Origin of the sequence: Sphingomonas sp. OK281 (genome assembly GCF_900115295.1) — a bacterium.
Taxonomy (GTDB): Bacteria; Pseudomonadota; Alphaproteobacteria; order Sphingomonadales; family Sphingomonadaceae; genus Sphingomonas.
In genome coordinates this window covers 266,192-286,596 of the sequence record NZ_FOVZ01000002.1, presented here as the reverse complement: position 1 = coordinate 286,596, position 20,405 = coordinate 266,192, and the positions used below count along the sequence as shown (strand labels likewise).

Genomic DNA, 20,405 nt, shown 5'->3' with positions numbered 1-20,405 from the left:
GCTAGAGTTACGGGGTTAGCGCAGCACCACAGACAAGCCGTCGAGCACGAACTGCACCGCCAGCGCGGCGAGCAGCACGCCAAGCAACCGGGTGATCACCGCCTCGATCTTCGCGCCGAGGATCCGCATGATCGGTCCCGCCGCGAGCAGCGCGACCAGCGTCAGCAGCAGGATCGTCACCATTGCAGCCAGCACCACGGCCGAGCGCTCGATCCCGCTGTTGCGGCTCATCAACAGCATCACCGACGCGATCGAGCCGGGGCCCGCGATCATCGGCATCGCCATCGGGAAGATCGAGACATCCTCGACCTCGGGATCGCTCGCCACCTTGGCGGCGCGATCCTCGCGGCGCTCGGTGCGCTTCTCGAACACCATCTCGAGCGCGATCAGGAACAGCATGATGCCGCCGGCAATACGGAAGCTCGCCAGGCTGATCCCCAACCCCTTCAGCAATGCCTCGCCGAACAGCGCGAACACGAACAGGATCGCCGCGGCGACGCCGACCGCACGCATCGCCATCGCGCGCTTCTGCACGGTCGATGCGCCAGCCGACAGGCCGGCATAGATCGGCGCGCAGCCCGGCGGATCGATGACCACGAAGAAAGTGATCAGCGACGAGATGTACAGTTCGATCACAGCGCGGCCTCGTCGATAGCAATGCCTTCGCGACGGCCCGCCGAGACCAGCGTGTTGCGGAGCAGGCACGCGATCGTCATCGGCCCGACGCCGCCTGGCACCGGCGTGATCGCACCCGCGACCTCGACCGCGCCGGCGAAATCGACGTCGCCGACGAGGCCGGCATCGGTGCGGTTGATGCCCACGTCGATGACGGTCGCGCCCGGCTTCAGCCAGTCGCCCTTGATCATCTCCGGGATACCGACCGCCGCGACGACGATATCGGCGCGGCGGATATGCGCGGGGACGTCCTGCGTGCGGCTATGCACGACGGTGACGGTGCAGCTCTCGCGGAGCAGCAGTTGCGCCATCGGCTTCCCGACGATGTTCGAGCGACCGACGACGACCGCCTCGAGCCCGCTGAGGGTCGGCAGCACGCTTTTCAACAGCATGACGCAGCCGAGCGGCGTGCACGGTACGAACCCGGGCAAGCCCGTCGCGAGGCGGCCTGCGTTGATCGGGTGGAAGCCGTCGACGTCCTTGTCCGGGTCGATCGCGGCAATGACCGCCTGCTCGTCGATGTGCTTCGGCAGGGGCAACTGGACCAGAATGCCGTCGATCGTCGCATCGGCGTTGAGCGTCGCGACCAGCGCGAGCAGATCCTCGGCCGGCACGTCGGCGGGCAGCCGGTGCTCGATGCTCTCCATCCCGGCTTCGCGCGTCGCCTTGCCCTTCGAGCGGACATAGACGTTGGAGGCGGGATCCTCGCCGACCAGCACCACGGCGAGGCCGGGCGCGCGGCCCGCCTCGGCCCGAAAGGCGGTGACGCCGTTTGCGATACGGGCCCGGAGGCCGGCGGCGAAGGCCTTGCCGTCAATGATGGTCGCGCTCATGCCCGCGGCCCATAGAGCGCGGAGGCGATTTCCGCCAGCGTAGCGGTGTCGCCCGCGATGTGCAGGCGCTTCAGGCGGGCGGTATCGCCTGAGATGATCGAGACGGCACGCTTGGGTACGCCGAAGGTCTTGGCGACGAGCGCGACGAGCCCGGCGTTCGCGGCGCCATCGACGGGCGCCGCCGCCAGCCTCGCCGCGAAATGCTCCGCGGTTCCGGCCGCCAGCGCATCGCGACCGCCACGCGGGGTCACCCGGACGGCGATCGCCAGGCCGTCATCGACCGCGCGCCAGGCTGCCGGCCCGATCAATAGGCTGCGACGAGGTAGTTCTGCGCGATGTTCGGGATGACGATGTTGGTCAGGATGTAGAGGATCAACAGCACGACCAGCGGTGACAGATCGAGCGCACCGAAATCGGGCAGGATGCGGCGGATCGGGCGATACAGCGGCTCGGTGATCTTCTGCAGCGCGTTCCAGACCGTGCGGACGAAATCGCTGTGCGTGTTGATGACGTTGAACGCTATCAGCCACGACAGGATCGCCTGGATGACTATGACCCACCAGACGAGGTTGAGCAGCAACTGGACGATCTGAAGAAGGGCGATCAAGGCAAGGGTCTCCGCTGGTGTGGTCCGGATATAAGGGGGCGGGGGGAGAACGAGAAGGCCTGTGGTGTTGAGAGGGTGTCAGCCCGATCACGCGGTGACTTGAGCCTTTACGCACTAGCCTTAATCCTCCTCCGCCAGGGGGGGTGGCGCCGCAGGTGACGGAGGGGGAGGACACGCAACGCCGGTCATCCCCTACCTCCCCCTCCGCCAGGCTGACGCCTGCCACCTCCCCCTTGCGGGGGAGGATTGTGGGATTGGGCCCCTACCGCGAGCGCCCGTTGGCGCTCACCAGCGTACCCGCGCCCTGCTTGGTGAAGATCTCCAGCAGCATCGCGTGGGGCACGCGGCCGTCGATGATGACTGCGGCATCGACGCCTGATTCTACCGCCGCGACGCAGGTGTCGAGCTTCGGGATCATGCCACCGGTCACGGTGCCGTCGGCGCGCAGTTCGGCGATCCGCGCGGGATCGAGGTCGGTGAGCAGCTCTCCCTCCTTGTCTAGCACGCCGACGATATCGGTCAGCAGGAAGAAGCGCGCCGCCCCCATAGCAGCGGCGATCGCGCCCGCCATCGTGTCCGCGTTGATGTTGTAGGTGTGGCCGTCGGCGCCGATGCCGATCGGTGCAATCACCGGGATGATGTCGGCGGCGATCAGCGTGTCGAGGATCGTCCGGTCAACCGCGATCGGCTCACCGACGAAGCCCAGGTCGACATGCCGCTCGATCCCCTGGAGTTTGTCCGGCTCGCGGCCATGGCCAACTTTCTGCGCGAGGACGAGGCCGGCGTCCTTGCCCGAGATGCCGACTGCGCGACCGCCGGCCTGGCCGATCCAGCCGACGATTTCCTTGTTGATCGAGCCCGCCAGGACCATCTCGGCGATCTGCGCGGTCTCCGCATCGGTGACCCGCAGGCCATCGACGAAACGCGATTCGACGCCGAGGCGCTTGAGCATTGCGCCAATCTGCGGCCCGCCGCCGTGGACGACGACCGGGTTGATGCCGACCGCCTTGAGCAGCACCATGTCTTCGGCGAAATCGCGCTGGAGCTCCGGGTCGCCCATCGCGTGGCCGCCGTATTTCACGACGAACGTCTTGCCGGCGTAACGCTGCAGATACGGCAGCGCCTCGGTGAGCGTTTCCGCCTTGGCGAGCAGGGCGGGATCGGGCGTGTGATCGGTCATGCCGATCCCTTAGCCAGTTGGGGGGGGTAGTGAAAGACGCGGACGTCGCTCCTGCCCCCTTGTTTCCCCGCGAAGGCGGGGACCCAGACTGGGCTCCCGCCTTCGCGGGAGAACAACGAGGTCAGACGCGGTCCAGCCGCCGCCCGAGCTTCACGAAGAACGTGATCATGAAGGGCACCAGCACGATCGACAGCACGACCTTGGTCAGCATCTGCCCTTCCATCAATGCGACGATCGGCCGTTCGCCGAGGAACGAGATGGTGATGAACAGGATCGTGTCGATGATCTGCGAGATGATGCTCGCGATCATGCCGCGCAGCCACACCAGCTTGCCATCTCCGCTGCCGACCTGCCCCGACAGCTTTGAGAAGATTAGCACGTTGAGCGTCTGCGAGATCCCGTACGAGATCAGCCCCGCGATCATCATTCGCGAGCTCTGCCCGACCACGACCGGGAACGCGTCGACCGCGGGTGGGTACATCCCCGGATCATGCGGCAAGGCCAGCACCAAGTGGATCAGCGCCGCAGACACCAGTAGCGGGATGAAGCCGAGGCGTACCAGGAACGTCGCGGTCTTCTGGCCGTGCAGTTCGGCGATCGCACTGCTCAGCACCACCAGCAGCAGGAAGCCGAAGATCCCCGCCTCGACCGCGAGCGGGCCGAGCGCGACCTGTTTCACCCCCAGCACGCCGGCGATGCACACCATGCCGCCGTACAGGACCGAAAAAACGAAGAGCGAACGCGGGAACGCGGCTGGGGAACTGGGGGGCAACTTATCCATCCCCGGGGACGCTAGCGAAAACCGCCGCGCCGTCAAATGACTAGCAACCCTGATCCGACCAGCGATGGGATATGACTAGCGATGGGCGCGGCGGCGTGTCATGTCGGTCGCTTGCGTGGCCGGGGGGCCGCGTGTGTGATCCGAGAAAAGCGCAGGGCGTCCATGGAAAGACTATTCATCGGCCTTGCAGGCATCGCCGTCATCCTCGGCATTGCCGTGCTGCTGTCGGCCGACCGCCGTGCGATCCGCCTGCGCATCGTCGGTGCGGCCTTCGCGCTCCAGGTCGGGATCGCCGTCCTCGTACTGTATTCCAGCATCGGCAAGGTCGTGTTGGGCGGCATGTCCGGCGGCGTCGCCAACCTGCTCGGCTATTCGCAAAGGGGCACCGAGTTCCTGTTCGGCAAGATGGCAACCCCCGAGATCGGCGGACAGAGCTTCGCGATCGCCGCGCTGCCCGTCATCATCTTCTTCGCCAGCCTCGTCTCGATCCTCTATTACCTCGGCATCATGCAGTTCGTGGTGCGCTGGGTCGGCGGCGGGATCGAGAAGGTCATCGGCGTCTCGAAGGTCGAATCGCTGTGCGCGGCGGCGAACATCTTCGTCGGCCAGAGCGAATCGCCGCTCGTCATCCGGCCGTATCTGGCCGGCCTCACCCCTGCGCAATTGTTCACCGTGATGACCAGCGGCATGGCTGGCGTCGCGGGCACGATCCTCGCCGCCTACGCGTCAATGGGGATCCGGATCGATTATCTGCTGGCGGCGAGCTTCATGGCGGCGCCGGGCGGTATCCTGATGGCGAAGATCATCATGCCCGACCGCGTGATGCCACCCGAGGGCGAACTGGCGCTCGGCGACCAGCCGGGTGAATCTGGCGCGGGCGAACCCATGCCGCAGGCGACGCACGACGAGGAAAAGCCCGCCAACCTGATCATGGCCGCAGCCCAAGGTGCGCAGACCGGCGTGCGCCTGGCCGTCGCGGTCGGCGCGATGGTGCTGGCGTTCGTGGCGCTGGTAGCGCTGGCGAACGGGCTGCTCGGCGGGCTCGGCAACATGATCGGCCTGCCGGGGCTGAGCTTCCAAGGGCTGCTCGGTTATGTCTTCGCACCAATCATGTTCTTGCTGAACGTGCCGTGGAGCGAAGCGGGGATCGCCGGCGGCCTGTTCGGCCAGAAGATCGTGCTGAACGAGTTCGTCGCGTACATCTCGCTCGGTACGCAACAGGGACTCAGCGCGCGGACGATCGCGGTGATCACCTTCTCGCTGTGCGGGTTTGCGAACTTCTCGTCGATCGCGATCCAGATGGCGGTGACCGGCAGCCTCGCGCCGAACCAGCGTCCGATGATCGCCAAGCTTGGCCTGCGCGCGCTCGCCGCGGGGAGTCTCGCAAACCTGATGTCGGCTGCGCTAGCGGGCCTCTTGATCGGCTGAATCACACCGTCATCCCGACGAAAGTCAGGATGACGGAGGGCGCAAAACGCAATCGGGCCCGCCACCTTTCGGCGACGGGCCCGACGAAACTGCCTCGCGGGGGAATCGAGGCAGCTATCTCGCGGAATCGCCGATTACGGCAGCATCACCGTGTCGATGACGTGGATCACGCCGTTCGACTGCATGACGTTGGCGATCGTGATCCGGCCCTTGTGGCCCTTGCCATCCATGATGCCCCAGCCGCTGCCGACCTTCTTGAACATCAGCGGTTCGCCCTGCACGGTGGTGTAGGTCGCGGTACCGCCGTTCGCCTTCGCCTTGGCGGCGATGTCGGCGGCGGTGATCGTGCCAGGGACGACATGATAGGTCAGGACGCTGGCGAGCTGCGCCTTGTTCTCGGGCTTGAGCAGCGTGTCGACGGTGCCGGCCGGCAGCTTCTTGAACGCGGCATTGGTCGGCGCGAACACGGTGAACGGACCCGGGCCCGACAGCGTCTCAACGAGACCGGCGGCCTTGACCGCGGCGACCAGCGTCGTGTGATCCTTCGAATTGACGGCGTTCTCGACGATCGTCTTGGTCGGATACATCGCGGCGCCGCCGACCATCGGGTTGGTCTGCGCTGCGACGATGGCGCTGCCGCTGACGGCAACGGCGGCGGCGACGATCGCGGTACGAATGAAGTGGTTCATGGCTTCTCTCCTGCGTGCGGAGCCGGTGTGCGGCGCCACTGCGGGGAGATACGGGCGCGCCGGGAGAAGGACGCAGCCGGTGTTCAGATCGTCGCGAGAAGCCCCGCCCAGGCCGCGATCTCATCGTCATGCCGCCGCGTGACGACCAGGTCGCTCGCGGTCGCCGTGTCGAGATCGACCTCGATCGTGCCCGTCCATTCGAACGTCGCGTTGCCCGACAGCGTCACCATCGCCGTCTCGCTCGCCTCGGCACGGACCAGCCCGCCCTTGTTGAAGACGGTGGTCGGCGTGTCGTACGCGATCCGCCCGGTCAGGCACGCGGCATAGGTCGACGCCGCCATCGCGCTGCCGCAACTGTCGGTCAGCCCGACCCCGCGCTCGAACGTCCGTACGAACAGGTCGCGGCCACGCACCTCGACGAAGCTGACGTTCGCGCGATTGGGTAGCCAGTCGGGTGCCGCTTCGCATGCTTCGCCGATGCGGACGAGTTCGGCTTCGTCGATGGCATCCACAAACGTCACGAGATGCGGGTTCGGCATCGCCACCGCGGTAAAGGCGCGGTCCGTCGGCAAGGGCGCGATCGGCGTATCGACGATGCGATCGATCCCGACATGCATAGGCCAAGCCTCGACGTCCAAAGAGGCGGGGCCAGCAATCTCGCGCACGGTGAACACGCCCTCGCCGATATCCACGTCGCGCTTCACGGCCGCGTCGCTCGTCTTCAGCAGCGCCATAGCAGTCTCGGAGCCCGTCGCCGAGAACCCAGCACGCGCGACGCAGCGCAGGCCGTTGAGGCACGTCTCCGACTCGCTACCGTCCGAATTGAACATCCGCATCCCGAACGCGTGGGTCTCGTCGCCGGCCGTCAGCAGCAGGAGCCCGTCGCCCCCCACCGGCCCATCGCGATCCGCCAGCGCGCGCGCGACGGCAGCCCAAGCTACATCGCCAAGCGTCGACGCGCGCGCGTCGATCAGCGGAAAGTCGTTACCGGAGCCGTGGCATTTGATGAGGTCGAAGTGCATGCCTGCCATTTAGTGCGAGGTTGCCGGCAAAGCGAGTGCGGCCCGGGTCGGGATGCAGCCCGATTTGGAAACTCGGGTCTTTTCACCCACGACACCGCTCGCCGGATCGGCGACCTCCCGATCCTCCTGCGCAAGGGGGAGGATCGTCACGTCGCTACCCCCATATCGTCCACGAAGTTCAGGGGACGCCCGCCTGACCGATCCCAAAATGCGCCGCCAACCGATCAAGCGCGAGCGTCAGCACGACTCGCCCCGCCCGCGCCGGCCACTGCAACGCCTTCTCCGCCACGGGCAACCCCTCCCCCGCGCAAACCACGCGCCAAAGAATATCCGCCAGCCCCGGCCCCGCTGTCGCCAGCGCCGCATCGAACCGGCGCTTCGCCGCGATCTGCGCCGACGTCGGATCGAGCCCGTCGTCACCACCGCCATCGACTCGCTCGACCCAGCGCATCGTCACGCTCGGCGCAATCGACGCGCGTTCATAATCCGCGCGCAACCGCTCCCCCGCCTCGAACTGCCTCACGTCGATCAACGCGCGCGACCGCAACCACCCGAGCGGCGACTCGGCGAGGTTCACGGTAACCGTCCGACCGCGACGCACGCCGGCCGGCTGTGGAACACCTTCCGAATCGATCGACCGCTCTACCAGTTCGCGCATCCGCCATCTCCCGTTACGCTTGGCGGTTGCCATATCCGCGTGCTTGTAGGACAGCAGAATAACCTATCTGGTTTGGAGCCGTTCGATGATCACCGCCATTCGCGAAGTCCGGCGTGCCAAGGGATTGACGCTGGAGGACGTCGCCCGACGTTGCGCTCCACCGACGACCGCACAGACGATCGGGCGTCTCGAGACCGGCACGCGCACCGTGTCGATCGGCTGGCTCAACCGGATCGCCGCAGCGCTGGGCGTCGAGGCGAGCGATCTCGTGACATTACCGGACCGAACCGACCTGCCCGTCGCCGCGATCCTCGACAGCCGCGGCGCCCACGCCCCGCGTCGACGCACGACGGCACCACCACCCCAGGCCGCGCCGGGCCAGATCGCGATCACCGTCGCGAACGGCACAGGCGACTACCGCGCGGGCGACGTGATCTGGGCAACCATGCTGGCCCCCGACGATTTCGCAACCGCACTCAACCGCGACATCCTCGTCCCGCAACCGGCAGGGCGATTCGCATTCGGACGGCTCACTGGATGCGAGGGCGGCGTTACCCTCCTGCCGCCGGGTGCAGGCACGCAGGCGCTGACCATCGCGGATCCAGCATGGATCGCGGTGACCAAGCGGCTCGTTCGCGAACTGTAGGGATTGTGGGCGATGACCGGCTCGAACCGCCGACGTTCTCGGTGTAAACGAGACGCTCTACCAACTGAGCTAATCGCCCCCTCTCGGGTGGACGTGCGATGCCAAAGCCCGGCCGCCGGGGCAAGCTAAAAGGGTAGGCGATCACGGAATCCGCAGGTCGGCGCCCCTGGTAGCCACGATATACCCGCGCATCGCTTCGCTTGCGCGATCGGAGAGCACCATGAATGCGCGACGTCGGTCGAGCAGGTCGGGGCGGCGTTCGAACAACCCCGTGTCGGTCATTCGCGCGATCCACCGCAGCGCAGTGGTGGGCGCGACCGCCGCGGCGATACACAGGCTCGACACCGACACGCGTCCCCGCTCCAATTCGGCGGCATAGAGATCGAGCAGCATGTCCCAGCCGGGATCCTCGAACAGCATCGCCCCGAAGAACTGATCGCGCAATCGCCGCGCGCGGATTGCCCGACGGACATCCGCCGCACTCGGCTCGGTCAGGGCGGGCGGCGCGCCGTAGCGGCTGGTTCGATCGCCGACGATCGGCGCGGCGGGTACGTCGCTCTCGATCTCCGCCCGCGTCAACCGGGCGAGCGCCTCGGCGATACGCGCAACCTCGGTATTGAGCCGCTCGAGCCGCGTGCCGTCGGTCTCTCGGTGGACATCGAACACGCCCGTGGGAATGCGTGCAGCTTCGGCGGCCACCACGATCGCCGCGACGCAATCGCCGACCGTGGGATCGACCAGCAACCGTGTGCTGCCGCCCAGCGTAGCCGCGGCAACGACATCGATCTCGTCGACGCCAAGGGCGACTACCAGCCCCGCCCGCAATTTAGCCGCCTGCTCGACGATTTCGGGCAGGCGTTCGGCGAGCATCGCGGGATCGACTCCGCCGGCCTCGACCGCGATCACGTGCGGCGTCGCGTGATCGTCGAACCCCGCCCGCCAATCGCGCCGGCCGACGATCCGGCCCTGCAGCGCAGTCAGGGCAACGGTAAGCCGGTCCGGTGCACCCGGCGCGGCGATGAGGATCGTATCGATCCCCGTGTCGTAATTCGCCGCGCTAGGCGGGCCGTCCGGTCGGTTCATCGAGGTCTCCGCGATCATGCGGAGACTAACCTGCGTCAGGGCAGGAGTTACACCCGAACTGGATCGAGTTCCGTTGCAGTTGGGAACCTTCTGCGCAAACTCAGTCGAGCGCCTTGACGATATCCTCGACCATCTTCTTCGCGTCGGCCAGCAGCATCATCGTATTGTCGCGGTAGAACAGTTCGTTATCGACGCCGGCATAGCCGACGCCGCCCATCGAACGCTTGATGAACAGCACCGTCTTGGCCTTTTCGACGTCGAGCACGGGCATGCCGTAGATCGGCGAGGACTTGTCGGTCTTGGCGGCGGGGTTGGTGACGTCGTTGGCACCGATCACGAACGCGACGTCGGTCTGTGCGAACTCGCTGTTGATGTCTTCCAGCTCGAACACGTCGTCATACGGCACGTTAGCCTCCGCCAGCAGCACGTTCATGTGCCCCGGCATGCGGCCCGCGACGGGATGGATCGCGTATTTCACGCGCACCCCCTCGGCCTTCAGCTTGTCGCCCATTTCGCGAAGCACGTGCTGCGCCTGCGCGACCGCCATGCCGTAGCCGGGGACGATGATGACCTGTTCGGCCTGGCTCATCAGGAACGCGGCATCCTCTGCCGAGCCGCGCTTCCACGGTCGATCGCTCGCGACCGCGCCGCCACCGGTGTCCGCGACCGCGCCGAAGCCGCCCGCGATCACGCTGATGAAGCTGCGATTCATCGCGCGGCACATGATGTAGCTCAGGATCGCGCCCGAGCTGCCGACCAGCGCGCCGGTGATGATCATCGCGCTGTTGTGCAGCGTGAAGCCCATCGCGGCGGCTGCCCAGCCCGAATAGGAATTGAGCATGCTGACCACCACCGGCATGTCCGCGCCGCCAATCGGGACGATCAGCAGGAAGCCGATGACGAAGCTCAGGACCGTGATGGTCCAGAAGATCCACGGCGCCTGGTCGGTGACGAAATACGCGATCAGGCCGAGGATGGCGGCGAGCAGCGCGAGGTTGATGACGTGCCGGCCGGGCAGCATGATGGGCTTGCCGCCCATGTTGCCGTTGAGCTTCAGGAACGCGATGACCGAGCCCGAGAAGGTGATCGCACCGATCGCGACGCCGAGGCCGAGTTCGATCCGGCTTACCGGGTGGATGACGGCGAAGGGCTGGCCGATCAGCGGGATGACGAGGTCGGATATTCCGAACGCCTGCGGGTTGAGGTACGCCGCGACCCCCACCAGCACCGCGGCGAGGCCGACAAGACTGTGGAATGCGGCGACGAGCTGGGGCATCGCCGTCATTGCGATGCGGCGTGCGGTGACTAGGCCGATCGCTGCGCCGACACCGATCGCAGCGAGGATTTCGAAGACTGTGGTCCAATCGACCATGAGGTCGTGCGGATTACCGGGGGGCCATGCTTCCGAGCGCATCGGCACATGCGTCACCAGCGTCGTCACGACCGCGATCGTCATGCCGATGATACCGAAGCGATTGCCGCGCTGGCTCGATGCGGGGCTCGACAGCCCGCGCAGAGCGAGGATGAAGCACACCCCCGCGACGAGATAGGCGAGCGATGCCCAGGGGCTAACCGTCATTTCATGCATCGCGTTCGTCCCCACTTACCCACTTCGTCATGCCAGCGAAGGCTGGCATCTTCTGGTTGCTCGCGCGGCACCGCAATCGCACGAGGTCCCAGCGTTCGCCGAGATGACGGCCGCTACTTCGCGACCGGCCGTTCCTTCTTCTTGTACATCGCCAGCATCCGCGCGGTGACCGCGAAGCCTCCGAAGATGTTGATGCTCGCCAGGACCACGGCGAGCAACCCGAGCGCCTTGGCCACGCCCGACCCGGCGCCGATGCCAGCGGCGGCCGCGGCAATCAGCGCGCCGACGATGATCACCGAGGAGATCGCATTGGTCACCGCCATCAACGGCGTGTGCAGCGCAGGTGTCACCGCCCACACCACGAAATACCCGACGAAACACGCCAGCACGAAAATCGACAGGATCGCGATAAAGTCCATGCTATTCCTCCTGTGCGGCGAGCCGCTCGACGGCAAGCGCCACGATACCTCGAACCATCGCGTCGCAATCGTGGAAAATCTCCACCGCTGGAATACGCAGGACCGCGACATTACGTATCTGGAACCAGCGATCGCGCGCGGCATCGCGTGCTGGCCGATCGCCAAAGTCATGCGCTTGCCCATCGACTTCAACGATCAGCCGCGCGGCATCGCAGTAGAAGTCCGCAACGTACGGACCCGAAGGATGCTGTTTTCGAAATTTGAAACCAGCGGGTCGCTCCCGCAACGCAAGCCACAATGCGATCTCGGGCGGAGACATCGTCGCGCGAAGCTGCTTCGCCAGGGCTCCAGTCGCCCCCGTCCCCTGCAACATCTTTAGATCCTCCCCTTGCAGGGGAGGTGGCAGGCGCTTGCCTGACGGAGGGGTGTCGCCCGTAGTGATACTGCACACCATAACGAGCGGCGATACCCCTCCGTCGCGCGAAGGCGCGCCACCTCCCCTTGCAGGGGAGGATCAATTATCACGACAACAGCCTTGGGTTCACGATCTTGCCACCCTGGGTCAGTCGGATCGCGTCGCCGATCTCCGCGTCGAGCACGGGTCGCCCTGCCTCCTTGTCCCAGAAGGCATTGAGAAAGTTGAACAGGTTGCGCGAGAACAAGGCGCTGGCGTCTGCCGCCAACCGAGACGGCACGTTACGGTGGCCGACGATCTTCACGCCGTTCACCACAACCACTTCACCCGCGACCGAGCCCTCGACGTTGCCGCCCTGTTCGACCGCGAGATCGACGATCACCGAGCCCGGCTTCATGCTCGCGACCTGCGCTGCCGAAATCAGCCGCGGTGCGGCCCGCCCCGGGATGAGCGCGGTGGTGATGACGATATCCTGCTTGGCGATATGCCCCGAGACAAGCTCGGCCTGTGCCGCCTGGTACTCGGGCGACATCTCGCCGGCGTACCCGCCCGTCCCCTCGCCTTCGATCCCCGCGACGTTCTCGACGAATATCGGTTTCGCGCCCAACGACTGGATCTGCTCGCGGGTCGCGGCGCGCACATCGGTCGCCGACACCTGAGCGCCGAGCCGTCGCGCCGTCGCGATCGCCTGCAAGCCCGCCACGCCGACGCCCATCACGAACGCCTTCGCTGCCGAGATCGTCCCCGCCGCGGTCATCATCATCGGAAACGCGCGACCATATTCGGCCGCCGCATCGAGCACTGCCTTGTACCCCGACAAATTCGACTGCGACGACAGGATGTCCATCGACTGCGCCCGCGTGATGCGCGGCATGAATTCCATCGCCAGCGCTTCGTATCCCGCCGCGGCATACGCCTCGACTCGCGCACGCTCTGCAAAGGGATTGAGGCTGGCGACGATCCACGCCCCCGACGCCGCGCCGCCCAGCGAAGCAGGATCAGGTCCCTGCACGCCGAGCACGATATCCGCCCCCGCCAACGTCGCCGCACGGTCGCCCACGGACGCGCCCGCATCCGAATACGCGGTATCGGCGATCGAAGCGGTATCCCCCGCCCCCGCTTCCACGCCGAGGGTCGCACCCAGCGCGATGAACTTCTTCACCGTTTCCGGCGTCGCGGCTACCCGCCGCTCGCCGTCCGCTTGCTCTTTCAGGACGGCGATCTTCATGGCGTTACGAAATCAGCCAGATGACGAGCGCAACGACCAGCGCGCACCCGACCGCACCCCATTTCATCATCCCCGTCACGCTCGAATAGGTCGCGACGTGCGCCTTCATGTCTCCGTTGCCGGCCATGGTTCGTGCCCCAATCCTGTCAGTGCCATCCTCTATGGCCAAGACCTTATCGCGCGCATCCGAGATCGCCAAGCAGGACATTTAAGTCGGCCTTTACTTGCGCTAGCTATTGCACGTGCCGGAACGGGACAGGATTCGCCATGACGCGCAATGGCCAGCGCCTAGTATTGCTGATCGACGACGAGCCCGTGCAACGGCGGCTGGTGGCGGCGCTTGCCGCGCGCGGCGGCTGGCGCGCAGTGTTCGCGACCGACGCGGAGATGGCGATCGCCACGCTCGGCACGCAGGACGGCATGCAGCTCGACGCGATCCTGCTCGATCACTCGGCCCCCGATGACGACGCGACCGCGCTGATCGCCGAGTTGCGTGAACGTCGCCCTGCGCTGCCGATCCTGATGCTCGCGGCCAACGGCTCGGTCGCAAACGCGGTCGCCGCGATGCGCGCCGGTGCCACCGATTTCCTGGTCAAGCCGCTCGCTTCAGACCGCGTGCTCGCCGCGCTCGAGGCTGCGGTCGCCGGCACCGCCGCAGGGGAACTTCGTCCCCTTACGGAGAAAATTCCGGCGCTGCTGGCGTTCGACGAGATCGTTGGCTCCTCCCCCGATTTCCGCGCCGCGCTTGCGATCGCGGCAAAGGCGGCGCGTGCTCGCGTGGCTGTATTGGTGGAGGGCGAGAGCGGGGTCGGCAAGGCGGTCGTCGCCGAGGCGATCCACGCAGCCTCACCGCGCGCCAAGAAGCCGATGATCACCGTCAATTGCGCGGCAATGCCCGCCAATCTGATAGAATCGGAGCTGTTCGGGCACGAGAAGGGTGCATTTACCGGTGCGTTCGAGCGCAAGGTCGGCCGGTTCCACGACGCCGATGGCGGCACGCTGTTCCTCGACGAGATCGGCGAGATGCCGTTGGAGGCACAGGCCAAGCTGCTGCATCTGCTTCATACCGGCGAAGTCCAGCCGATCGGTGCGCGCCATGCGCGCGACGTCGACGTCCGGGTGATCGCCGCGACCAACCAGCGACTGCTCGACGAGGTCGAAGCGGGGCGGTTTCGCGAGGACCTGTACTATCGTCTGAACGCGGTTCAGGTGACGATCCCACCGCTGCGCGAGCGCACCGGCGACATCCCGGCGCTCGCCCGCCACCTGCTCTCGCGGATCGCCGAGCAACCCGGCCTACGGCCACTCGGGATCACCGATGCTGCGCTGAAGCTGCTCGTCCACTACGACTGGCCCGGCAACGTTCGCCAGTTGCAGAACGCACTCTTCCGCGCCGCCGTGCTGTGTGAGGGTGCCGCGCTCACCGAAGAGGATTTTCCACAGATCGCCGCGCTCGGCAATCGCCAACGCGGACCGGCAACCGTGGCCGCGGGCGGCGGTGGCGTCACGCTGTTCCGCCCCGACGGAAACCTTCGCGCACTGGAGGAGATCGAGGCCGACGTTATTCGCCTCGCGATCGGCCACTATCGCGGCCGCATGACCGAGGTCGCCCGCCGTCTCGGCATCGGCCGCTCCACACTGTACCGCAAGCTCAGCGACCTCGGGATCGACAACGCCGCGTAAGCGGGAAGCGTGATCATCGCCGCGCCGTCATAAAGTATTCGGCGCGAACTTCGGCAGCCGGATTTGTAGGGTTTACCTTTTGGACCGTGCGGACCGAACCGGAGACGGGGCGCTAGCTGATTTTGGACACATCCTCATCTTTGAGAGCGGCTTCGTACAACGGTTGCGACGTCGGTGGGCGCGGCAGGCTATATTACCACAACACACCCTTTTCTGGCTGCAACGGCTCGGGCGCGGGATCGCCGATTGCCTGGAGCAGGTCGATCTCGATCGTCCGGCACATCGCGTTCAGCGGCACGTCGTGGATCGTGTCCGCGAACGGATCGACCAGATCGTCGCCGATCTGCAGCACGGCGAGGAACATCAGTCCGGCGATAGTCGAACCGACCGGCGTCGCATAGCCGAGCGTCTCGACCAGACCGATAGGCAGCAGCACGCAGAAAAGCCGCGTGAACAGGCTCGGGAAGAAGCGGTACTGGTTGGGCAACGGCGTGTTCTTGATCCGCTCCATGCCGCCCTGCGCGTTGGCGATGTCGACCAGGATCGCCTCGAACTGCGTCTGCTGGATGGTGTCGATCCAGCCATTGCGGCGCGCGATGTCGATCCGGCGGCCGGTGCCATCGAGCAGACCGTTGGCGATATTGGTCCGTTCGAGCGCGAACGACGCCTCCTCCTTCGACAGGAAGCGCAGCACTTCAGGGGGTGCGGGCTGTTTGCGCAACTGACAGCGCAGGGCGTTCACATACGCGATCTGGCGGAGCACGATGGTCCGCTTCATGTCGTGGCCCTCGGGCTCGGGCAGCATGTTGCGCGCCATACGCGCGAGGTTGCGCGACGCGTTGATCATCAGGCCCCACAAGCCGCGGCTTTCCCACCAGCGCTGATACGCCGAATTGTCGCGGAAGCCGAGGAACAGCGCGAGCGCGGTACCGAACAGCGTCAGGGGCAGCGCGGGCGCGTGGAACGGCAGGACGTAATATGTGATCGTGACGATCACGTCCCAGACGAAAAGGCCGAGCAGCGGACGCCAGACCTCGCTCAGGATTTGGCTGAAGCGCGGTGTTGCAGTGACGATCAAACGAAAAGCTCCCTAGTTCACGCGGCTTTAATGCGCGAAGAGGCGTTTCGCTGCAATGCAGCGACGATCAGCCGCCCCGCTTAGCCGCCAACGAGCGACTGATCGCGCAGACCGCGCCATATCTTCACCGCCTGCACCGTCTCGGCGACGTCGTGGACGCGGAGGACCTGAACGCCGGCCTCAGCACCCTTCAGTGCCAGCGCGAGCGAACCAGCAAGGCGTCGGTCGACAGGTGCTTCGTTCGAGAGCGCGCCGATGAGGCGCTTGCGGCTGGCGCCGAGCATGATCGGGCAGCCGAGACCGTGGAAGATCGCAAGGCCGTTTAGGAGCGCGAGGTTCTCGGCGAGCGTCTTGCCAAAACCGATGCCGGGATCGACCATGATCCGCGTGGCGTCGACGCCGCCTGCGATGACCGCCGCGATGCGCGTTTCGAGCCAGTCGAACACGTCGGTCAGGACGTTGCCGTAACCGCCTTGACCATGACCGCCTTTTTTCGGGTCGGGCGAATGCATCAGGACGACCGGGCAGCCGCTTTTTGCGACGACATCGAGCGCACGGTCGTCCCAGAGGAGCGCGGCGACGTCGTTGACGATGTGCGCGCCAGCGGCGAGGGTCGCTTCCATGACGCCGGCCTTGCGCGTGTCGACCGAGACGATCGCACCGGCACGGACGAGGCGTTCGACGACGGGGACGAGGCGCTCGATCTCGTCGCCTTCCCAGACCGCGGGGGCGCCGGGGCGGGTCGACTCGCCGCCGACGTCGATCATCGCCGCACCGGCGGCGGCCATGTCGATCCCGGCGGCCGCGGCGGCAGCGGGGTCGTCGACATGCTTACCTCCGTCGGAGAAGCTGTCGGGGGTGACGTTGAGGATGCCGGCGACGATCGGCTGGTCGAAACGGAGCGTGCGTTCGCCGAGTTGAAGGGGCGCGCGGGGGCTGGTGATGGCGGCGTGGAGGTGCGCGGCGCGCTCGCCCAGCGTGGCGACGTCGGCGACGGGGATCGTCCGGCGGGGGCGGCCTTCGATCACTTCGTAGGCGGCGAACCACTGCAGGCCGCCCGCCAGGCGCGCGACGCTGTTGTCTGCGTGGCCGATCGGGGTGTCGACGAACTGGACGGGGCGGAGGTGGATGATCGGTCTCCTGCTTTCCTCCGTGGAATAGAGGGGGCGGCTGGTTGGTTTACGTATTGCCCGCCAAGCAGCCAACCCACCCCCAGCCCCTCCCTTTCAGGGAGGGGGGCAAGAAGGTCAGACCGTGGTTGCGAGCAGATACGTCTGGCGGAGGTCGTCGATCGGCTTCAGGCCCTTGTCGCTTTCGTAGTGCCAGAAGCTCCAGCCGTTGCAGGCGGGGGCGTTCTGGAGCGTCGAGCCGAGCTTGTGGATCGAGCCGATCGTGCCGCAGTCGCTGAGCAGCGAGCCATCCGCGCGGATGGTCGCACGCCACCGCCGCTTCGAGTCGGTCAGCACCGCGCCGGGGGCGAGGTACGCGTTCTCGACCAGCACGCCGAACGCGACCTTGGGCTGCGTGCGGGGGCTCATCATCGTGGCGAGCGCGGATTCGTCGAGCGGCAGTGCGGCCTCGATCCGCTCCTGCGCGGCCTCGATATAATCGCCTTCGCGGTCGATGCCGATCCAGCTGCGACCGAGGCGCTTGGCGACCGCGCCGGTCGTGCCGGTGCCGAAGAACGGATCGAGTACCACGTCGCCGGGCTTCGTGCAGGCGAGCAGGATGCGGTAGAGCAGCGCCTCGGGCTTCTGCGTCGGATGCACCTTCGTGCCGTTCTTCTTGAGCCGCTCGGCGCCGCCGCAGGTCGGGAATTCCCAGTCGCTGCGCATCTGGAGCTCGTCGTTGAGCGTCTTCATCGCGCGGTAGTTGAAGTGGTATTTCGCCTTCTCGCCCTTCGATGCCCAGATCAGCGTCTCGTGCGCGTTGGTGAAGCGGGTGCCGCGGAAGTTCGGCATCGGGTTGGTCTTGCGCCAGACGATGTCGTTGAGGATCCAGTAGCCGAGATCCTGCACCGCCGCGCCGACGCGGAAGATGTTGTGGTAGCTGCCGATGACCCAGAGCGCGCCGTCGTCCTTGAGGATCCGGCGTGCTTCCTTGAGCCAGGCGCGGGTGAAGCGGTCGTAGGCGGCGAAGGTGTCGAACTTGTCCCAGTCGTCGGTGACCGCGTCGACGTGGCTGCCGTCGGGGCGATAGAGTTCACCGCCGAGCTGGAGGTTGTAGGGCGGGTCGGCGAAGATCATGTCGATCGAGTTCGACGGGAGCGCCTTCATGTGCTCGATGCAGTCGCCACGCAGGATCTGGTCGAGCGGGAGCACCGGCTGGACCGCCGGCTCCGCTGTCTTCTTCGCACGCGGCCGTGCGATCGTGTCGATCAAACCCATGTTTTCCGCCCCTTGTCGGCGCCCATAGCTGCGGAATTGTCCGACTCCGTCAAGCAAACATTCGTTAACGGCGTTTTCGCGGGATTCCGCCGGTGCGACCAAACGAGTCGGCTTCGTCCAGATGTTGAGTCGTGGGAGACTCGCGGCTCAAGCCCTTGGGGTGTGGCGCGAAAGACTCAGCTCGTCGTTTCCTGTGCGAAAAGTCCCTCTCGTGCCAGATAGGCGGCGGCGACGGGGGCGAAACTGCGGCGGTGAATCGGCGTCGGGCCGTGATCGCGGAGCGCCTTCATGTGATGCGCGCAGCCGTAACCCTTGTTCGAATGCCAGTTATATTCGGGATGGACGTCGGCGGCGGCGATCATGATGAGGTCGCGCGTGTGCTTGGCGACGATCGAGGCGGCGGCGATCGACATCGATTTCGCGTCGCCGCCGACGAGCGGCGTGGCGGGGTAGGTCCAGCGGGGCAAGCGGTTGCCGTCGACCAGGACGTGGCCGGGGGCTTGGCCGAGTTCGATCGCCAGCGCGTCGACCGCGAGCGTCATCGCCTTCATCGTCGCCCAGTAGATGTTGAGCGTATCGATTTCCTCGGGCTCGACGATGCCGATGCCGACGATCGCGCAGCCTTTCAGGCGTGCGCAGAGTCGTTCGCGTTCGGAGGCGGAGAGCTTTTTCGAATCGTCGATGCCGCGGGGGACGCCTTTTGCGGGGAGGATGACGGCGGCGGCCACGACTGGTCCGGCAAGGGGACCGCGGCCCGCTTCGTCGACACCGGCGACGGGGCCGATGCAAAGCTTTTCGTGTTTCATGCCGGGCATTATCGGGTTCTCAACTGGTCGAACGGGCTGACACCCAGTGCGTGCCCCATCGGGCCATGCCCTGCGCCGAGCCCCGGGGGGCTGGCAAGCGCGGCGCGGACGAACGCGATGGCACGCTCGATTGCGGCGTCGAGCGGCAGGCCCTGGGCGAGGCCGGTCGCGATGCCGCTGGCGAGCGTGCAGCCGGTGCCGTGCGCGTGGCGGGTTTCGATGCGGGGGTTGGTCCACAGGGTTTCGCCCGCGTCGGTGACGAGGCGGTCGGTGATGTGGAGGCCTTCGCCGTGGCCGCCCTTTATGAGGACGGCTGGGCCTAGGGCACGGAGTGCCGCTTCCCCGCCGAGGGCTGCGAGTTCGGGAAGGTTGGGGGTTACGAGCGTGGCGATCCGCATGAGGCGGGTGAAGGCGGCAATGGTGTCGCTGTTTGCGAGGACGGAGCCGCTAGTGGCGATCATTACCGGGTCGAAGATGATGGGGAGGCGCACTTGGTAAGGGCGCACTGCCCTTCCTTGTTCTCCCGCGAAGGCGGGAGTCCAGTCTGGGCTCCCGCCTTCGCGGGAGAACAAGGAGGTCAGGTAGTCGGCAACCGCATTGGCGGTTTCGGCTGAGCCGATCATGCCGATCTTTACGGCGTCGATGCCGATGTCCGAGACGACCGAACCTATCTGCGCGAGGACGATGTCGGTCGGGACCGGGTGGACCGCCTGCACGCCGAGCGTGTTCTGCGCGGTCACCGCGGTGACGGCGGTCATCGGGTGGCCGCCGAGCATGGTGACGGTCTTGATATCCGCCTGGATTCCGGCGCCGCCGCCGGAATCCGAACCGGCTATTATGAGGATTCTGGCGGTCATCAGATGGCTGCGAAAAAAGTGAAGTATAAAAAGTGTAGACGCTCGCACGGTTTCGTTCGGGAGCCGTTTTGGGTGGCTGAGCGGGGTTTGGCGCGGTTGGCGGTCATAGAAATCGTTATGCCATAATCGCAGGTCTGTAGGACAGTGGCGCTTGCATGTGCCCGGCATCGCGCGCCAACCGCACCACCCCGGCGGAGGCCGGGGCCCAGTGGGGGGACATTGCTAACTGAGGGTTGCGATCCGTTACCTGGACCTTTCCAACTGGGCCCCGGCCTTCGCCGGGGGTGGTAGAAGGGACTGGATCCAACATCCGTTCGAACACGTACGAGCCCGCATTCGGGC

The 20,405-nt window shown here is 66.3% G+C and carries 23 protein-coding genes and 1 tRNA gene; 3 read left to right on the top strand and 21 right to left on the bottom strand.

Annotated features, from left to right (window positions below; genetic code table 11):
* Positions 1-15 precede the first annotated feature (15 nt).
* From BM244_RS07525 to BM244_RS07500, 6 genes are all read right to left on the bottom strand, one after another.
* Entirely contained in the window at positions 16-636 is a 621-nt protein-coding gene (locus BM244_RS07525; protein ID WP_093398365.1) for a MarC family protein, read from the bottom strand.
* A complete protein-coding gene (folD, locus tag BM244_RS07520; RefSeq protein WP_093398364.1) occupies positions 633-1,508 on the bottom strand; it encodes a bifunctional methylenetetrahydrofolate dehydrogenase/methenyltetrahydrofolate cyclohydrolase FolD in 876 nt (291 codons plus the stop codon). Before folD ends, BM244_RS07525 begins: the two co-directional genes overlap by 4 nt.
* The gene (locus tag BM244_RS07515) at positions 1,505-1,816 is read right to left on the bottom strand and encodes a DUF167 domain-containing protein (protein WP_093398363.1); all 312 of its coding nucleotides are present in this window, start codon (positions 1,814-1,816) and stop codon (positions 1,505-1,507) included. The genes folD and BM244_RS07515 overlap by 4 nt, the downstream gene beginning before the upstream one ends.
* The gene (locus tag BM244_RS07510; RefSeq protein WP_093398362.1) at positions 1,813-2,115 is read right to left on the bottom strand and encodes a YggT family protein; all 303 of its coding nucleotides are present in this window, start codon (positions 2,113-2,115) and stop codon (positions 1,813-1,815) included. The genes BM244_RS07515 and BM244_RS07510 overlap by 4 nt, the downstream gene beginning before the upstream one ends.
* Before the next feature lie 262 nt (positions 2,116-2,377).
* Positions 2,378-3,295 carry an acetylglutamate kinase gene (gene argB, locus BM244_RS07505; RefSeq protein WP_056053472.1) on the bottom strand — a complete coding sequence of 306 codons (918 nt, stop codon included), beginning with the start codon at positions 3,293-3,295 and terminating at the stop codon, positions 2,378-2,380.
* Positions 3,296-3,416: 121 nt separating this feature from the next.
* On the bottom strand, positions 3,417-4,076 hold the full coding sequence (locus tag BM244_RS07500) for a queuosine precursor transporter (RefSeq protein WP_093398361.1): 660 nt from the start codon (positions 4,074-4,076) through the stop codon (positions 3,417-3,419).
* A gap of 162 nt (positions 4,077-4,238) precedes the next feature.
* Here BM244_RS07500 and BM244_RS07495 point away from each other — a divergent pair, with 162 nt between their 5' ends.
* The gene (locus BM244_RS07495; RefSeq protein ID WP_093398360.1) at positions 4,239-5,504 is read left to right on the top strand and encodes a NupC/NupG family nucleoside CNT transporter; all 1,266 of its coding nucleotides are present in this window, start codon (positions 4,239-4,241) and stop codon (positions 5,502-5,504) included.
* A gap of 134 nt (positions 5,505-5,638) precedes the next feature.
* Here BM244_RS07495 and BM244_RS07490 read toward each other — a convergent pair whose 3' ends face one another.
* From BM244_RS07490 to BM244_RS07480, 3 genes are all read right to left on the bottom strand, one after another.
* Positions 5,639-6,193: a fasciclin domain-containing protein gene (locus BM244_RS07490; protein WP_093398359.1), complete on the bottom strand. Its 555-nt coding sequence runs from the start codon at positions 6,191-6,193 to the stop codon at positions 5,639-5,641.
* A gap of 83 nt (positions 6,194-6,276) precedes the next feature.
* Positions 6,277-7,215 (bottom strand): diaminopimelate epimerase, encoded by a 939-nt coding sequence (gene dapF, locus BM244_RS07485; protein WP_093399021.1) that lies wholly within the window; start codon positions 7,213-7,215, stop codon positions 6,277-6,279.
* 178 nt (positions 7,216-7,393) lie between these two features.
* Positions 7,394-7,873: a DUF6456 domain-containing protein gene (locus tag BM244_RS07480; protein ID WP_093398358.1), complete on the bottom strand. Its 480-nt coding sequence runs from the start codon at positions 7,871-7,873 to the stop codon at positions 7,394-7,396.
* Between the two features lie 85 nt (positions 7,874-7,958).
* On the opposite strand from BM244_RS07480, the gene BM244_RS07475 reads away from it, so the two are divergent.
* The gene (locus BM244_RS07475) at positions 7,959-8,519 is read left to right on the top strand and encodes a helix-turn-helix domain-containing protein (protein WP_093398357.1); all 561 of its coding nucleotides are present in this window, start codon (positions 7,959-7,961) and stop codon (positions 8,517-8,519) included.
* Between the two features lie 6 nt (positions 8,520-8,525).
* On the opposite strand, the gene BM244_RS07470 is transcribed toward BM244_RS07475, so the two are convergent.
* From BM244_RS07470 to BM244_RS07440, 7 genes are all read right to left on the bottom strand, one after another.
* Positions 8,526-8,598, bottom strand: a tRNA-Val gene (locus BM244_RS07470).
* A gap of 62 nt (positions 8,599-8,660) precedes the next feature.
* Positions 8,661-9,602 (bottom strand): hypothetical protein, encoded by a 942-nt coding sequence (locus BM244_RS07465; protein WP_139226881.1) that lies wholly within the window; start codon positions 9,600-9,602, stop codon positions 8,661-8,663.
* 100 nt (positions 9,603-9,702) lie between these two features.
* Positions 9,703-11,190 (bottom strand): NAD(P)(+) transhydrogenase (Re/Si-specific) subunit beta, encoded by a 1,488-nt coding sequence (locus BM244_RS07460; protein ID WP_093399020.1) that lies wholly within the window; start codon positions 11,188-11,190, stop codon positions 9,703-9,705.
* Between the two features lie 113 nt (positions 11,191-11,303).
* On the bottom strand, positions 11,304-11,609 hold the full coding sequence (locus BM244_RS07455; protein ID WP_093398355.1) for an NAD(P) transhydrogenase subunit alpha part 2: 306 nt from the start codon (positions 11,607-11,609) through the stop codon (positions 11,304-11,306).
* Between the two features lies 1 nt (position 11,610).
* The gene (locus tag BM244_RS07450; protein ID WP_093398354.1) at positions 11,611-11,982 is read right to left on the bottom strand and encodes an endonuclease domain-containing protein; all 372 of its coding nucleotides are present in this window, start codon (positions 11,980-11,982) and stop codon (positions 11,611-11,613) included.
* 148 nt (positions 11,983-12,130) lie between these two features.
* Entirely contained in the window at positions 12,131-13,252 is a 1,122-nt protein-coding gene (locus BM244_RS07445; RefSeq protein WP_093398353.1) for an NAD(P) transhydrogenase subunit alpha, read from the bottom strand.
* Between the two features lie 4 nt (positions 13,253-13,256).
* Entirely contained in the window at positions 13,257-13,379 is a 123-nt protein-coding gene (locus BM244_RS07440) for an aa3-type cytochrome c oxidase subunit IV (protein ID WP_082441508.1), read from the bottom strand.
* A gap of 140 nt (positions 13,380-13,519) precedes the next feature.
* On the opposite strand from BM244_RS07440, the gene BM244_RS07435 reads away from it, so the two are divergent.
* Positions 13,520-14,935, top strand: a complete 1,416-nt coding sequence (locus BM244_RS07435) for a sigma-54-dependent transcriptional regulator (protein ID WP_093398352.1) — start codon at positions 13,520-13,522, stop codon at positions 14,933-14,935.
* A 193-nt stretch (positions 14,936-15,128) separates the two neighbouring features.
* On the opposite strand, the gene BM244_RS07430 is transcribed toward BM244_RS07435, so the two are convergent.
* From BM244_RS07430 to BM244_RS07410, 5 genes are all read right to left on the bottom strand, one after another.
* Entirely contained in the window at positions 15,129-16,013 is an 885-nt protein-coding gene (locus tag BM244_RS07430; RefSeq protein ID WP_093398351.1) for a bestrophin family protein, read from the bottom strand.
* A gap of 80 nt (positions 16,014-16,093) precedes the next feature.
* Positions 16,094-17,143 (bottom strand): dihydropteroate synthase, encoded by a 1,050-nt coding sequence (gene folP / locus BM244_RS07425; protein WP_093399019.1) that lies wholly within the window; start codon positions 17,141-17,143, stop codon positions 16,094-16,096.
* A 117-nt stretch (positions 17,144-17,260) separates the two neighbouring features.
* The gene (locus BM244_RS07420; RefSeq protein ID WP_093398350.1) at positions 17,261-18,400 is read right to left on the bottom strand and encodes a site-specific DNA-methyltransferase; all 1,140 of its coding nucleotides are present in this window, start codon (positions 18,398-18,400) and stop codon (positions 17,261-17,263) included.
* Between the two features lie 176 nt (positions 18,401-18,576).
* Complete coding sequence (locus BM244_RS07415) at positions 18,577-19,215, bottom strand: ribonuclease HII (RefSeq protein WP_093398349.1); 639 nt, start codon at positions 19,213-19,215, stop codon at positions 18,577-18,579.
* Complete coding sequence (locus tag BM244_RS07410) at positions 19,215-20,066, bottom strand: bifunctional hydroxymethylpyrimidine kinase/phosphomethylpyrimidine kinase (protein WP_093399018.1); 852 nt, start codon at positions 20,064-20,066, stop codon at positions 19,215-19,217. The genes BM244_RS07415 and BM244_RS07410 overlap by 1 nt, the downstream gene beginning before the upstream one ends.
* Between the last annotated feature and the right edge of the window lie 339 nt (positions 20,067-20,405).

Bases quoted from the DNA above. Each gene is read 5' to 3' on its own strand.
- BM244_RS07435 (WP_093398352.1), top strand. From the start codon at position 13,520: ATGACGCGCAATGGCCAGCGCCTAGTATTGCTGATCGACGACGAGCCC.
- folD (WP_093398364.1), bottom strand. From the start codon at position 1,508: ATGAGCGCGACCATCATTGACGGCAAGGCCTTCGCCGCCGGCCTCCGG.
- BM244_RS07475 (WP_093398357.1), top strand. From the start codon at position 7,959: ATGATCACCGCCATTCGCGAAGTCCGGCGTGCCAAGGGATTGACGCTG.
- BM244_RS07495 (WP_093398360.1), top strand. From the start codon at position 4,239: ATGGAAAGACTATTCATCGGCCTTGCAGGCATCGCCGTCATCCTCGGC.
- BM244_RS07445 (WP_093398353.1), bottom strand. From the start codon at position 13,252: ATGAAGATCGCCGTCCTGAAAGAGCAAGCGGACGGCGAGCGGCGGGTA.
- BM244_RS07420 (WP_093398350.1), bottom strand. From the start codon at position 18,400: ATGGGTTTGATCGACACGATCGCACGGCCGCGTGCGAAGAAGACAGCG.
- BM244_RS07450 (WP_093398354.1), bottom strand. From the start codon at position 11,982: ATGTTGCAGGGGACGGGGGCGACTGGAGCCCTGGCGAAGCAGCTTCGC.
- BM244_RS07480 (WP_093398358.1), bottom strand. From the start codon at position 7,873: ATGCGCGAACTGGTAGAGCGGTCGATCGATTCGGAAGGTGTTCCACAG.
- BM244_RS07455 (WP_093398355.1), bottom strand. From the start codon at position 11,609: ATGGACTTTATCGCGATCCTGTCGATTTTCGTGCTGGCGTGTTTCGTC.
- BM244_RS07460 (WP_093399020.1), bottom strand. From the start codon at position 11,190: ATGCATGAAATGACGGTTAGCCCCTGGGCATCGCTCGCCTATCTCGTC.
- BM244_RS07465 (WP_139226881.1), bottom strand. From the start codon at position 9,602: ATGAACCGACCGGACGGCCCGCCTAGCGCGGCGAATTACGACACGGGG.
- BM244_RS07440 (WP_082441508.1), bottom strand. From the start codon at position 13,379: ATGGCCGGCAACGGAGACATGAAGGCGCACGTCGCGACCTATTCGAGC.
- BM244_RS07500 (WP_093398361.1), bottom strand. From the start codon at position 4,076: ATGGATAAGTTGCCCCCCAGTTCCCCAGCCGCGTTCCCGCGTTCGCTC.
- argB (WP_056053472.1), bottom strand. From the start codon at position 3,295: ATGACCGATCACACGCCCGATCCCGCCCTGCTCGCCAAGGCGGAAACG.
- dapF (WP_093399021.1), bottom strand. From the start codon at position 7,215: ATGCACTTCGACCTCATCAAATGCCACGGCTCCGGTAACGACTTTCCG.
- BM244_RS07415 (WP_093398349.1), bottom strand. From the start codon at position 19,215: ATGCCCGGCATGAAACACGAAAAGCTTTGCATCGGCCCCGTCGCCGGT.
- BM244_RS07490 (WP_093398359.1), bottom strand. From the start codon at position 6,193: ATGAACCACTTCATTCGTACCGCGATCGTCGCCGCCGCCGTTGCCGTC.